This is a genomic window from Microbacterium sp. Root322 (genome assembly GCF_001425645.1).
Lineage (GTDB): Bacteria > Actinomycetota > Actinomycetes > Actinomycetales > Microbacteriaceae > Microbacterium > Microbacterium maritypicum.
On record NZ_LMCS01000003.1, the window covers coordinates 508,643 to 522,187 of the forward strand.

The following is a 13,545-nucleotide window of genomic DNA, read 5'->3' on the forward strand; positions in this document are numbered from 1 at the left end:
GGACAGGCGTCCCCGCGCTCTCAGACGCCGTACTCGCTGCGGATGAATTCGCGCAACTGCACGCTGCAGCGCGCGACGGCCTCACGCCAATCCGTCAACGCCCCGTCTTCGGCCTGATCGGACACCGCGCGGAACACGCGGATCGGGACATCGAACTGTCCGGCGACCCAGATGTAGGCGTAGGTCTCCATGTCGACCAGGGCCGCGCCCGAGGGACGGATCACGGCGGTGACCTCGGCGTCCTCGACGAAGTGGTCACCGGTGGCGATCAGCACGCCGTCGCGCCCGGTCGAGACACGTGCCGGCAGCGACACGTGCTGGCCCGAGATGCCGTCGAGATCGGTCACGTCATGCTGAAACGCGGTGCCGACTTCGTGGACGGTCGCCGCGAGGTCGGGATCGATCGCGCCGGCCGTGCCCACGACCACGATCTCGTCGTAGACCTTGGCGTCGAGCGCGCGAGTCAGGGCGTACGTCGCCTGGAGCTTGCCGGGGCCGCTCACGAGACGGTCGAAGCCGTCGAGCTCCTCAGGGAATGCGGACAGTTCGGATTCGAGGGCAGCGAGCAGCAGTTTCACTGGCCTATTCTCTCAGGTCTTCGCTGGCAGGAGCATGCGCACGCCGCGGCGTCACCCGGGTGTAACACGGAAGGGCGATACTGATTCGAGGACAAGACGGAGGATGACATGTCGTTGCAGAAGCAGATCTCTGAAGACCTCGGCGTCAGGCCCGAGATCGACCCCGAGTCCGAGGTCGAGCGTCGGGTCGGATTCCTCGTCGACTACCTCCGAACGACCGGGGCGAAGGGCTACGTGCTCGGGATCTCCGGTGGGCAGGACTCCACGCTGGCCGGACGCCTCGCGCAGCTCGCCGTCGAGCGGGTGCGGGCGGAGGGAGGGGAGGCGACGTTCCTCGCCGTGCGCCTGCCTTACCGTGTGCAGCACGATGCCGCAGACGCCGAGGCCGCCCTCGACTTCATCGCGCCCGACTCCTCGGTCGAGGTCAACATCCAGAACGGCGTCGACGGTGTCGAGGAAGACATCGAGTTCGCGGTCACGAGCGACATCAGCGACTTCAACCGGGGCAACATCAAGGCGCGTGTCCGCATGGTCACGCAGTACGCGCTCGCCGGCCATGACGGGATGCTGGTGATCGGCACGGACCACGCCGCCGAGGCTGTGACCGGCTTCTACACGAAGTTCGGCGACGGCGCGGCCGACATCCTCCCGCTCTCCGGGCTCAGCAAGCGGCAGGGGCGCTCGATGCTGCAGTTCCTCGACGCTCCGGATCGCCTGGCGTTCAAGGTGCCGACCGCCGACCTGCTCGACGGTCAACCGGGGCGCGCCGATGAGGATGAGCTCGGACTCACCTACGAGCAGATCGACGACTTCCTCGAAGGGCGCGACGTCGACCCCGAGGTCGCCGGCCGCATCGAGGCGAGGTACCTCGCGACGCAGCACAAGCGGCATCTTCCGGTGACTCCCGACGACACCTGGTGGCGCTGACGCCGGTCGTCTCGACAGGCGCACGCGTTCGCCCGTGTCGGATGCCGCGGATAGTGTCGAAGGATCCGACAGAACGGGAGCATCGTGCGGATCGACACTCAGGCGCAGCGCGTCATCTGGAGCGCGAGCGACCTCAAGGCGGCCGCCGAATGCGAGTTCGCATGGTGTCGGGCGATCGACGCGAAGCTGGGGCGGGTGCCGGCCGTCGAAGAACCGGAAGACGCCACGCTGAAGCGCGCGGCGCAGCTCGGCGATGTGCACGAGCAGAACGTGCTCGCCCGCTACATCGACGATCTCGGTGACGAGAACGTCCACCGTGTCGAGAAGGTCTCGTCGGTCGACGCCGAAGCACTGGCCGCGGCGATCGATGAGACGGTGACCGCGCTGCGCTCAGACGTACAGGTCGTCTTCCAGGCCGCTTTCGCAACCGAGGAGTTCGTCGGCTTCGCCGATTTCCTCCGTAAAGACGACGACGGGCGCTGGCGGGTGCAGGACTCGAAGCTGGCGCGCAAGGCGCGTGTCACCGCCCTCATGCAGCTAGCGGCATATGTCGACCAGCTCGATCGCCTCGGCATCGCGCGTGCCGATGAGGTCGACCTCATCCTCGGCGACGGCACGCTCAGCACGCACGCCGTCGACGATCTCCTCCCGCTGTTCCAGGTGCGACGCGCGCGGCTGCGCGCACTCATCGCCGATCGGCGCATCGCCGACGGTGCGACGGGCGCTCCGCTGGCGTGGGGCGACGATCGCGGCGACCTCCAGGTCGTGGCCTGCGGGCGCTGCGCCACCTGCGAGGAGCAGGTGCTCGCGCACCGGGACCTTCTCATGGTCGCGCGGATGCGACCGGTGCAGCGGGCCCGGTTGCGGGCCTCCGGCATCGAGACGATCGACGCACTGGCCGAGGCCGTCGAGGCGCCGGCGGGCATGAACGCCGACACCTTCGAGACCCTTCGCGCACAGGCCCGTCTGCAGTTGCAGGCGGACGCCGAGGGGGCGCCGACGTTCGACGTTCACTACGCGCAGGCGATCCACACTCTTCCGCTGCCCAGTCACGGCGACATCTTCTTCGACTTCGAGGGCGATCCGCTGTACACCGAGCCTGCTCCCGACGGCGAGGCCCACTGGGGGATCGACTACCTGTTCGGCTGGGTGGACAACGCCGACCAGTACTCGGCCCTGTGGGCGCACACGTTCGCCGACGAGAAGCGCGCGCTCGAGGACTTCCTCGACTTCGTGAACGCACGCAGGCTCGCCCACCCCGGCATGCACATCTACCACTACGCGCCGTACGAGACCTCGCACCTGGTGGCCATGGCTGCGAGGCACGGCGTGCGTGAGGGCGAGGTCGACCGGCTGCTGCGCGAGGGGGTGTTCGTCGACCTCTACCCGCTCGTGCTGCGGACGGTGCGGGTCGGGTCCCGCTCGTACTCGATCAAGAAGCTCGAACCGCTCTACATGGGCGAAGACGTGCGCACCAGCGACGTGCAGAAGGGCGACGACTCCATCGTGCAGTACGTCGCGGCCCGCGAGCTCGCGGCGGCGGGGGAGAGGGCCGAGGCAGACGCCGTTCTGGCCGACCTCGCCGACTACAACCGCTACGACTGCGTCTCGACGCGGCGGTTGCGCAACTGGCTCATCGACATCGCCCGACAGCAGGGCGTGACGCCCGCACCGCCCGACGACGCCGACGAGGTCATCTACGAGCCGTCGCCCCGCTCGGTCGCGCTCCTCGCCGACGCGGAACGCGCTGTCGAGGACGGCGACGACGGGGTGGTGCACCGGATCGCCGCTGCGGCCATCGACTACTTCCCCCGCGAGGCGAAGAGCTTCTGGGTGTCGCACTTCCAGCGGCTGCGCGAACCGGTGACGATGTGGGACGGCACGCGAGACGTGGTGCGGATCGACCGTCCCTCATCGGTCGTGCGTCGGGAGTGGAGCATCGGCGAGGGGCGACGGGTGATGTCGCGCGACATCGAGATCCGCGGCGAGGTGTCACCCGGCACGACGCTCGGCCCGGGGGCTCAGCCGTTCGCGCTCTACGAGGTCCCGGCTCCGTTCGACACCGAGGTGCCGTCTCGTGCGGTCCATGTACCGCACACGGTCACGGTCTCCGAGGTGCTCGACGACGGCTACCTCGTCACCGAGACGGCCGTGCAGGGCCAGACCTGGGACGAGCTGCCGCTCGCGCTCACGCCGGCGGCGCCCCCACGTGTGGTCTCACTCCAGGGAGCCATCGACGAGTGGGCCGACGCCGTGCACCTGGCCGCTCCCGGTTTCCCAGAAGACGCCGCGACCGACATCCTGCGCCGTATCCCGCCACGCACGGTGTCGGGACGCGCACTGCCGGAGGCCGGTGATGACACCGTCGATGCCATCGTGCGCGGTGTGCTCGATCTCGACCGCAGCTATCTCGCCGTGCAGGGTCCTCCCGGCACAGGCAAGACCTATACAGGATCGCGGGTGATCGCACGCCTGGTGAATGAGCACGGCTTCAAGGTGGGTGTCGTCGCGCAGTCGCATGCCATCATCGAGACTCTCCTGGCAAGGGTCGTCGCCGACGGCGTCTCGCCGGCACAGGTGGCGAAGGCGCCGAAGGACCCGGATGCGGATCCGCCCTACACCGTGATCCCCAAGAGCGGTATGGCGTCGTTCCTCGGGGAGCACGCCGGCGAGGGGGCCGTCGTCGGCGGTACGGCGTGGGATTTCAGCAACACCCAGCGCGTCGGTCGGGCAGGACTCGACCTCCTCGTGATCGATGAAGCGGGGCAGTTCTCGCTCGCCTCGACGATCGCGGTCGCGGCCGGGGCGAAGCGGCTGCTCCTCCTCGGCGATCCGCAGCAGCTGCCGCAGGTGAGTCAGGGAGCCCACCCCGAGCCGGTGGACACATCCGCCCTCGGCTGGGTGATGGACGGCGATCCGGTCGTGCGTCCCGAGTACGGCTACTTCCTCGCGCGATCGTGGCGGATGCATCCCTTCGTCGCCGCGCCCGTATCGAAGCTCGCCTATGCCGGACAGCTCGCCTCGGCCCCTGGCACGGAGCGCCGATCGCTCGACGGCATCGACCCGGGCCTTCACGTCATGCCTCTTCGTCATCGCGGCAATGCGACCCAGTCTCCCGAAGAGGCCGCGGAGGTCGTGCGGCTCGTCGCCGACCTGGTCGGGCGCACCTTCACGGACAACGACCCCGGCGCCTCGAAGCGGCCTCTCACGCAGTCCGACATCATCGTCGTCACCCCTTACAACGCGCAGCGTCAGCTGGTCCTCGATGCGCTCGCCGATGCCGGGTTCCCCGACGTCCCGGTGGGCACCGTCGACAACTTCCAGGGCAAGGAGGCCGTCGTCTCCATCACCTCCCTGGCAGCATCGAGCGGTCGGGATGCGCCACGCGGGCCCGAATTCCTGCTGTTGCAGAATCGACTCAACGTGGCGATCTCCCGCGCCCAGGTTGTCGCCTACCTGATCCACTCGCCCGCGTTGCTGGACGATCTGCCGTACACGCCGGAGGGTGTGGCTCGCCTCAGCGCCTTCGCCCGTCTCGTCGGGGCAGCGGGATGAGCGCCCACACGGTCGACGAGATCCTGGCCGCCTCGGCCGCATGGGTCTGGTTCCCCCGCGACAGCGAGCATGTGCGCGAGCACCTGCTGCTCGTGCGTGATCCGGAGAGGTTCGGCGGCGGGGTGCGCGGTTCCCAGGTGGAATCGAGTCTCAGCCCCGCGGAGGTGGTCGATCATGCGCTGGAGCGGACGAGAGCGTGGGGCGCGCAGCGATTCACATTCTGGACGAGCTCCGCCGACCGCCCTGACCTCGAGGAGGAACTGCGTCGGCGCGGCGCAGAACACATCGACACGGTGGCGGTGTTCGCTCGCCCTCTCGACGGTGCAACCGTTGACGTGCCGGCGGATGTGACCGTCGAGGTCGTGCGCACGCTGGAGCAGGTGCGCGCTGTGGACACCGTCAACGTGCCGGTGTGGCAGCAGCGACCGCTCGATGCGGAAGGTCTGCAGGCCGAGTTCGCCGAAGTGACCGCAGCACTCGAGGCGCGCGAGGGGTTCCGGGTCCTCGCGCGGATCGGCGACCGCGCTGTCAGCACCGGAGGGTGCACCATCGACGACGGATTCGTCCGACTCTGGGGTGCATCCACGCTTGCGACGGACCGCGGTCGGGGGGCGTACCGTGCGGTGCTCGCGGAGCGACTGCGCCGGAGTGCCACCTGGGGAGCGAAGACGGCCCTCGTGAAGGGTCGCATCTCGACATCGGCGCCCATCCTGGCGCGCGCCGGATTCACTCACTACGGCGACGAACGGGCGTACCGCCTGAATCCGGCGGCGTAGAGCCGAATCAGACGGTGCCGTAGAGCCTGTCGCCGGCGTCGCCGAGCCCGGGAACGATGTAGCCCTTCTCGTCGAGGCGCTCGTCGAGTGCGCCGAGCACGAGAGTCACGTCGCGGTCGCCCGCCATGGCCTCGATCGCGGCGACGCCCTCGGGGGTTCCGAGCAGGCAGATCGCGGTCACGTCCTTCGCGCCGCGGTCGAACAGGAACTGGATCGCCGCGGCGAGCGAGCCACCGGTAGCCAGCATCGGGTCGATCGCGAAGCACTGGCGATCGCTCAGATCGTCGGGCAGGCGCTCGGCATAGGTCGTCGGCTCGAACGTCGTCTCGTCGCGCACCATGCCGAGGAAGCCGACTTCGGCCGTCGGGAGCAGCTTCACGAGGCCTTCGAGCATGCCGAGACCGGCGCGCAGGATCGGCACCACGATCGGGCGGGGCTCCGAGATCTTCACACCCATCGTGGTCGTCACCGGTGTGGTGATCTCGATCGGGCTGACCTTCACGTTGCGAGTCGCCTCGTACGCGAGCAGCGTGACGAGCTCCTCTGTGAGCTGCCGGAAGACCGGCGACGGCGTGCGCGCGTCGCGCAGCACCGAGAGCTTGTGGGTGATGAGAGGGTGGTCGGCCACGTGAACACGCATGGATACAGGGTAATGCGCTGCGGGGCCAGGCACGACATCGGGTGCTCCGGCCGCGCTCGGCGGCTGTCGTAGGCTCGACGCATGACCGCTGCCGACGACCTCGCGATGGCGCGCGCCCTCGTGCTCGCGGCCGAGGCTGCGGCGGCCTCGGAGATCCCCGTCGGCGCGGTGGTCCTCGACCCCGACGGGCGGATCATCGCCGAGGGTCGCAACACCCGCGAGGAGACCCACGATCCGACGGGTCACGCCGAGATCGAAGCGCTCCGACGTGCCGCGGCAGTGGTCGGCTCCTGGAATCTCGAGGGGCACACGCTCGTGGTGACTCTCGAACCGTGCGTCATGTGTGCCGGGGCGGTCCTGCAGGCCCGTATCGGTCGCGTGGTTTTCGGTGCCTGGGACGACAAGGCGGGCGCGGCGGGCTCGATGTACGACGTGTTGCGCGACCGGCGGCTGCCCTACCGTGCCGAGGTCATCGGCGGTGTCGCGGCCGATGCGGCGACCGCGCTCCTGCGCTCGTTCTTCGAGCAGCGGCGCTGAGCGCTCCCGCGCTCAGTCCGAGGACTTGAGCACGAAGACGTCGGTCGAGGGCTCGGGGTCGATCGCGGGGCGGTAGACGTCCGGCTCGATGTAGACGATCCGTGCCACCGGCACGGCCTCGCGGATCCGCGCCTCGATCGCATCGATGTCGTCGGCGGCCTCGCGCAGCGGCTTGTCGGCGTTGAGGGCGATCTTCGCCGCGACCATCAGCTCGTCGGGGCCGAGGTAGAGGGTCTTCATGTGGATGATCTTCTCGATCTCATCGCCCGCGTTGATCGCGTCCACGATGCGGTCGTGGTCGGCCTGGGTGGCGCCTTCTCCGACCAGGAGGCTCTTCGTCTCCACGCCCAGCACGATCGCGATCAGCACCAGCAGCACACCGATCATGACGGTGCCGAGCGCGTCGAACATCGGGTTGCCGGTGATGAGGGTGAGGCCGACGCCGAGCAGCGCGAACGTGAGGCCGGTGAGTGCGCCCACGTCTTCCAGCAGCACGACGGGAAGCTCCGGTGCCTTGGAGCGGCGCACGAACGACACCCACGACTGGCCCTTCTCGCGCACGAGGTTGCTCTCGCGCATGGCGGTGCGCAGCGAGAACGACTCGAGTCCGATGGCGACGACGAGCACCACGAGCGGCAGCCACCACCATGTCTTGTCGAGCTCGTGCGGGTTCGTGAGCTTCTCGACGCCCTCGTAGATCGCGAAGAGGCCACCCACCGAGAAGAGGATGATCGAGACGACGAAGGCGTACACGTAGCGCTCCCGGCCGTAGCCGAACGGGTGCGCACGGTCGGCCTCGCGCCGGGCCTTGCGTCCGCCCAGCATCAGCAGCAGCTGGTTGCCCGAGTCGGCGACGGAGTGGATGGCCTCGGCGAGCATCGAGGCGGATCCGGAGAGAGCCCAGGCGATGAACTTCGCGAGGGCGATGCCCATGTTCGCCAGGAACGCCGCGACGATGGCCTTGTTGCCTCCGGATGCACTCATGGGATGAGTCTAGAACCGCCCGCCTGAGGATGTCGGAGTGCCCGCCGTAGGATGACGACATGGCTGACTCGCTTCCTTCCCTCGCTTTCCTCGGTGCCGGCTCGATGGGCGGTGCGATCCTGCGCGGAGTGGTCGCCTCGGGCATCCGGATCGACGGCGGGATCACCGCGACGAACCGCACTGCGGAGAAGGCGGAGGCGTTCGCCGACCTCGACGGCGTCACGAGCGTCGCCCTCGCCGAGCGTCCCGAGGGCAACGTCGAGGCAGCCGCAGGAGCGCGGATCGTGCTGGTCGGCGTGAAGCCGGCGATGGTGCCCGATCTGTTGCGCGAGATCGCCCCGCACCTCGCCGCCGACGCGATCGTGGTGAGTGTCGCCGCCGGCGTCACGTTGCAGACCTTCGCCGATGTGCTCGGTCCTGAAGCCCGAGTCATCCGCTCGATGCCCAACACTCCGTCGACCGTGCGCAAGGGCGTCACCGGTCTCGCCGCCGGCGCTGCGGTCCCGGACGAGGATCTCGCTCTCGTCCGCCGCCTCTTCGAGACCGTCGGGGCTGTCGTCGAGGTGCCGGAGTCTCAGATCGATGCGTTGTCGACGATCTCGGGCTCAGGGCCCGCCTACGTCTACCTGCTGATCGAGGAGTTCACGAAGGCCGCCGTCGGCATGGGATTCGCCGATGCGGATGCGCGGCTCATGGTCGAGCAGACGTTCATCGGGGCGACAGCCCTGCTCGATGCCTCGGGGGAGGAGCCGGCAGAGTTGCGCCGTCGCGTCACGAGCCCGAAGGGAACGACCGAACGGGCGATCGCCGTGCTGCAGGACGCGCACCTCGATCGCACTTTCGCCCAGGCTGCGGACGCCGCACTCGCACGGGCCAGGGAGCTCGCCGCCGGGGCCTGAGCCATGCGACTGCGGATCGAGGGTGCGATCTGGTGATCGAGATCGTGCTCGACATCGACGCCTGACCCGGTCCGCCGCGGTCAGCTCTCGCTGGACACGTCGGCGAGCACCTCGGGCCAGCGACGATCCAGGATCTTCCCGCCGAGCACGGTTCCGCCCCAGAGCGCCAGACCGCCGAAGACGATGCCGCAGGCGAGGCTGATCCACCCCAGCCCGGGATTCCAGATCGCTGCGATGGCGAATCCGAGCGCCGGTGCACCGAGCACGAGCGTGATCGGGCCGATGATGATCATCGCGAGCAGCGACTGCACCCCGCCGGAGGATCCGCGGCCGAAGGGGTTCGCCTCCGGGGCCGGTGCCCGCCCGGGGAGGAAACTGCCCACCCACGCTCCGGCGCCGGCGGCGATCGCCGTGAGGCCGAGCGACGCACCGAGGCTGCCGGGCAGCAGGTCCGGCCGTCCTGCGAGCAGGCAGGTCGCCACGCACAGCGCGACCGTGACCGGTACCGCGATCAGTCCGAAGCCGAGCAGGCGCCCCGCGCGGTCGGCGGCCCCGGTGACTCCGGTGAGGATGTGCATGGCGACGGCGTCGTTGTCGTAGGCGATCGCCATCTGCACGATCGTTCCGGTGAGCAGGGCGTTGATCGCGGGGATCAGGGTGATCGCGGGCGCGAAGCCGATCGCCTCCTCCTGCAGACCGTTCATGAGGGCGATACCGATGAAGATCGCCGGCAGCAGCAGGAGCATCACGATGTTGACGAGCTGTCGCGGATCGCGGCGGAAGTAGCGCAGAGATCGTGCAGCGACCGCACCCGTCGAGTTCGCCGGCAGCATCCGATCGAGCAGGCCACCGGAGCGCACCCGTCCGCCACCGCTGCTCTGGATCGGCGAGACGAGACGCGCGGCCAGAAGTCGCTGCGACGCGAACCACAGGACGAACACAGTCGCGAGGGCGATCGCCAGGCGAAGCGCCGCGGTGACGACGTCGCCCTGCGCGGCCGATGCGGAAACCCCGAACACGGCACCGACCGGTGTCCATCCGACGATGTCCGCGACCATGGAGAAGGCTCCGCCGACGTCGGTCACCGTGGTGAGCGCACCGATCCCGAGGTTGAGGATCAGCCCGGACGAGGCGGCGAGCAGTACACCGAGAGTCAGCACCAGATCACGCGTGCTGCGACGCGCGAGCCAGCCGGCGAGCAGGCCGCTCACCACGCGCGCACCGAGCACACAGGTGACGACGGCCACGGGGATCATGAGGAGGGCGATGAACAGTGCCGGCAGGCTCACCGACCAGCCCACCAGCATCAGCAGCAGTGCGACCGTGGTGCCGATGCCACCGATGGTCGTGGCCCCTGCGATCACGAATCCCGGCAGCAGTGCGGGCGCGGTCACGGGCAGCAACGCGAAGCGCTCGGGAGCGAGTGAGTCGTCGGCGCTGACCAGGATCGAGCCGATCCACCATCCGATGACGATCGCGGACCCGGTGAGCACGAGGGCGGTGACGGCACCCTCCGGCGCCGCGAATCGCAGAGCGACGAGCCCGGCGGTGAGAACGGCCAGGAGGCCGAGGGCGATCATCCCGGTGATGATGAGGGTGACGATCATCCAGGGGTTGCGGGACAGCTGATGACGCAGCTGCCGCCAGCGCAGGCTTACGAGGAGCGCAACCATGCGAGCGTCTCCGTCCCGAGGTCGTGCGCCCCCACGAGCGTGAGGAATCGCTGCTGCAGCGAGAGGCCGGCGCGCACCTCGTCGAGCGGGCCGTGCGCGAGCAGGCGTCCTTCGGCGACGATGGCGACCCTGTCGCACATCGACTCGACGAGCTCCATCACGTGGCTGGACAGCACGACCGTGCCGCCGCCGTCGACGAAGGAGCGCAGGATCTGACGGATCGTCTCGCCCGATACCGGGTCGACCGCCTCCAGCGGCTCGTCGAGGATGAGCAGTCGAGGTGCGTGGATCAGCGCGCAGGCGAGCCCGATCTTCTTGCGCATGCCGGCGGAGTAGTCGACGACGAGCGTGTCCCGCGCATCGGCGAGCCCCAGCGCATCGAGGAGATCACCGGTCCGCGAGACGACCTCCGTCTCGGCCATTCCGCGCAGCAGCCCGGTGTAACGCAGCAGCTCCGCGCCGGTCAGCCGGTCGAGCATGCGGATGCCGTCGGGGAGCACACCCATGCGCGCTTTCGCCTCTGCGGGGTTCTGCCACACGTCCGCACCGAGCACCCAGGCGGTTCCCGCATCCGGACGCAGCAGGCCCGTGGCCATCGCGAGCGTCGTGGTCTTGCCGGCGCCGTTCGGGCCGAGCAGGCCGAGCATGGATCCGGCGGGCACATCGAGGGAGAGACCGTCGACGGCGACCTTCTGCCCGAACTGCTTGCGAAGCCCGCGAAGGGCGAGGACGGGAGGGGCCGCTGTGGGGTCGGTCATGACTCCCATCCCACCACGGCTGTGAGGCCCCGCACATCCGCCGCGAGGGGGAGCCGGGAAACGAAGCCGGGACGGCGTCAGCGATCGAGGCCGGCGAAGCGCTCGATGTCGCTGTTGGTGCCCGAGACGATGATGAGGTCGTGGTTCGTGACGATCGTGTTCGCCTCGGCATAGCGGAACGGCTTGCCGGGGCTCTTCACGCCCACGACGGTGACCTTGTACTTCGAGCGCACGCCCGACTCGTTCAGACCGACACCGCGGATGAACTTCGGCGGGTACATCTTGGCGAGGACGAAGTCGTCGTCGAAGCGGATGAAGTCGAGCATCCGTCCGCTCACGAGGTGCGCCACGCGCTCGCCGGCCTCGCGCTCGGGATAGATGACGTGGTTGGCGCCGACGCGGGCGAGAATCTTGCCGTGCGACTGCGAGACGGCCTTGGCCCAGATCTGCGGCACCTTCAGATCGACGAGGTTGGCCGTGATCAGCACCGATGCCTCGATCGAGGAACCCACCGCGACGACGGCGACCTGGAAGTCCTGTGCGCCGATCTGCCGGAGGGCATCGATGTTCTTCGCATCGGCCTGCACGGTGTGCGTGACGCGCTCGGACCACTTCTGCACGAGCTCGAGGTTGTCGTCGATCGCGAGCACCTCGCGGTCGAGGCGGTCGAGCTCTCCGGCGCAGGCGGCGCCGAACCGGCCGAGGCCGATGACGAGGACGGGAGCGTCGCCCCGGAGGACTTCAACCAACGATCGGCCTTTCCACGGGCAGTGAGTAGTACTGCGTTCGTGATGTCGCGGCGACTGCCGCGGCGAGAGTCACTGTACCAACGCGGCCCATGAAGATGGTCGCGGCCATGACGTACGACGCCGAATCGGGGAGCTCAGCGGTGAGCCCTGTCGACAGCCCCACAGTGCCGAACGCCGAGATGACATCGAACAGGACATGGCTGATGTCCGCCTTGGTGATCTGGGCGATCACGATCGTCGACAGGGCGACGATGGTCGCGCCCCATGCGACGACGCTGAGGGCGACGCGCTGCACATCGCTCGGGATGCGACGACCGAAGGCCTCGACCGACTGGCGCCCCTTGGCCTCGGACCACACGGCGATCGCCAGCACCGCGAGAGTGGTCACCTTGATGCCGCCGGCGGTCGAGGCGGAGCCGCCGCCGACGAACATCAGCATGCTCGCGGCGAGCAGGGATGAGCCGTTCAGATCGTCCATCTCGATCACGTTGAAGCCGCCGGAGCGGGTCATCGCCGAGAGGAAGAAGGCCTGAAACGTGGTGTCGGTGGCATCCATCGACCCGAACGTCTTGGGGTTGTTGAACTCGAGGACCACGAACACGGCGGCACCCAGGATGAACAGCAGGATGGTGGTGACGAGCGTGAGCTTGGTGTGCAGCGACCAGCGCTTCACATGCCAGACGTGCTTGGCGAGGGTGTAGATGACGGGGAAGCCGATGCTGCCGAGGAAGACGCCCACCATGAGGAGCGAGAGCACGAGGTAGTCGTCGGCGAACACGGCGACGCCGCCGTCGTTCGGCGCGAACCCGGTGTTCGTGAACGCCATCGCCGCGAAGTAGGGGGCCTCCCAGAGTGCCGCGATCGGGTCGACCTCGGCCATCACGAGCGCGGGGTAGAGGAGTATCGCGAGCGAGGCCTCGATGATCAGCGCTGACACGGCGACCGTGGTCAGCAGCTGGCCGACCTCGCCGAGCCGCACGGTCTGGCTCTCGTTGACCACGCCGCCGTGCGCCCGCATCGGATTGGTGTCGCCGGCGGCCATCAGCTTGGCGCGCAGGCCGAGGCGCTTCGAGATCAGCATGCCCATGAGCGAGGCGAGGGTGAGGACACCCAGTGCGCCGATGTTCACGCCGAGGAACACCACGACATGACCGAACGGCGACCAGTAGTTGGCCATGTCGACGGTTGCGAGTCCGGTGACGCAGATGGTGGAGACGGCGGTGAAGAGGGCATCGCTCAGCGGCGTCACGGTTCCGCTCGCGGAGGCGATCGGCAGGGAGAGCAGCACGGTGAAGACCAGGATCAGCAGCGCGAAGATGACGATCGCGAAGCGTGACGGCGAAGAGGTGACGAGGTGCTTGACCCAACCGGCCGCGCTCTTGAGGCTCTGCCGCGGGGACGACGCCGAAACGATGCCCGACATCGCTGCCCCCTGTGGTTTCTCCTTCGGCCGCGCACAGCGGCCGCAC

12 protein-coding genes are annotated in these 13,545 nt (G+C 68.7%); 5 read left to right on the top strand and 7 right to left on the bottom strand.

What is annotated here, in order from left to right:
• Nucleotides 1-20 precede the first annotated feature (20 nt).
• Nucleotides 21-578 (bottom strand): phosphorylase family protein, encoded by a 558-nt coding sequence (locus ASC55_RS14780; RefSeq protein WP_055869983.1) that lies wholly within the window; start codon nt 576-578, stop codon nt 21-23.
• Nucleotides 579-686: 108 nt separating this feature from the next.
• Between ASC55_RS14780 and nadE the strand changes: the two genes are divergently transcribed.
• The 3 genes from nadE (at nt 687) to ASC55_RS14795 (ending at nt 5,836) form a co-directional block, all read left to right on the top strand.
• Entirely contained in the window at nt 687-1,505 is an 819-nt protein-coding gene (gene nadE / locus ASC55_RS14785) for an ammonia-dependent NAD(+) synthetase (RefSeq protein WP_055877092.1), read from the top strand.
• 84 nt (nt 1,506-1,589) lie between these two features.
• Complete coding sequence (locus tag ASC55_RS14790; protein ID WP_055877094.1) at nt 1,590-5,060, top strand: TM0106 family RecB-like putative nuclease; 3,471 nt, start codon at nt 1,590-1,592, stop codon at nt 5,058-5,060.
• On the top strand, nt 5,057-5,836 hold the full coding sequence (locus ASC55_RS14795) for a hypothetical protein (RefSeq protein WP_055877096.1): 780 nt from the start codon (nt 5,057-5,059) through the stop codon (nt 5,834-5,836). The genes ASC55_RS14790 and ASC55_RS14795 overlap by 4 nt, the downstream gene beginning before the upstream one ends.
• A gap of 7 nt (nt 5,837-5,843) precedes the next feature.
• Here ASC55_RS14795 and upp read toward each other — a convergent pair whose 3' ends face one another.
• A complete protein-coding gene (gene upp, locus ASC55_RS14800) occupies nt 5,844-6,476 on the bottom strand; it encodes a uracil phosphoribosyltransferase (RefSeq protein ID WP_017828113.1) in 633 nt (210 codons plus the stop codon).
• An 81-nt stretch (nt 6,477-6,557) separates the two neighbouring features.
• On the opposite strand from upp, the gene tadA reads away from it, so the two are divergent.
• Nucleotides 6,558-7,013 (top strand): tRNA adenosine(34) deaminase TadA, encoded by a 456-nt coding sequence (tadA, locus tag ASC55_RS14805; RefSeq protein WP_055870000.1) that lies wholly within the window; start codon nt 6,558-6,560, stop codon nt 7,011-7,013.
• Between the two features lie 12 nt (nt 7,014-7,025).
• Here the strand turns inward: tadA and ASC55_RS14810 are convergent, their stop codons facing one another.
• Nucleotides 7,026-7,997, bottom strand: coding sequence for a cation diffusion facilitator family transporter (locus tag ASC55_RS14810; protein ID WP_055870002.1), 972 nt, complete (start codon nt 7,995-7,997; stop codon nt 7,026-7,028).
• A gap of 59 nt (nt 7,998-8,056) precedes the next feature.
• Here ASC55_RS14810 and proC point away from each other — a divergent pair, with 59 nt between their 5' ends.
• Entirely contained in the window at nt 8,057-8,896 is an 840-nt protein-coding gene (proC, locus tag ASC55_RS14815) for a pyrroline-5-carboxylate reductase (protein WP_017828116.1), read from the top strand.
• Nucleotides 8,897-8,976: 80 nt separating this feature from the next.
• Here proC and ASC55_RS14820 read toward each other — a convergent pair whose 3' ends face one another.
• The 4 genes from ASC55_RS14820 to ASC55_RS14835 form a co-directional block, all read right to left on the bottom strand.
• Complete coding sequence (locus ASC55_RS14820) at nt 8,977-10,569, bottom strand: hypothetical protein (RefSeq protein ID WP_055877099.1); 1,593 nt, start codon at nt 10,567-10,569, stop codon at nt 8,977-8,979.
• Nucleotides 10,551-11,327 (bottom strand): ABC transporter ATP-binding protein, encoded by a 777-nt coding sequence (locus ASC55_RS14825; RefSeq protein WP_055871145.1) that lies wholly within the window; start codon nt 11,325-11,327, stop codon nt 10,551-10,553. Before ASC55_RS14825 ends, ASC55_RS14820 begins: the two co-directional genes overlap by 19 nt.
• A 77-nt stretch (nt 11,328-11,404) precedes the next feature.
• A complete protein-coding gene (locus tag ASC55_RS14830; protein ID WP_017828119.1) occupies nt 11,405-12,076 on the bottom strand; it encodes a potassium channel family protein in 672 nt (223 codons plus the stop codon).
• Entirely contained in the window at nt 12,069-13,499 is a 1,431-nt protein-coding gene (locus ASC55_RS14835) for a TrkH family potassium uptake protein (protein ID WP_017828120.1), read from the bottom strand. Before ASC55_RS14835 ends, ASC55_RS14830 begins: the two co-directional genes overlap by 8 nt.
• Between the last annotated feature and the right edge of the window lie 46 nt (nt 13,500-13,545).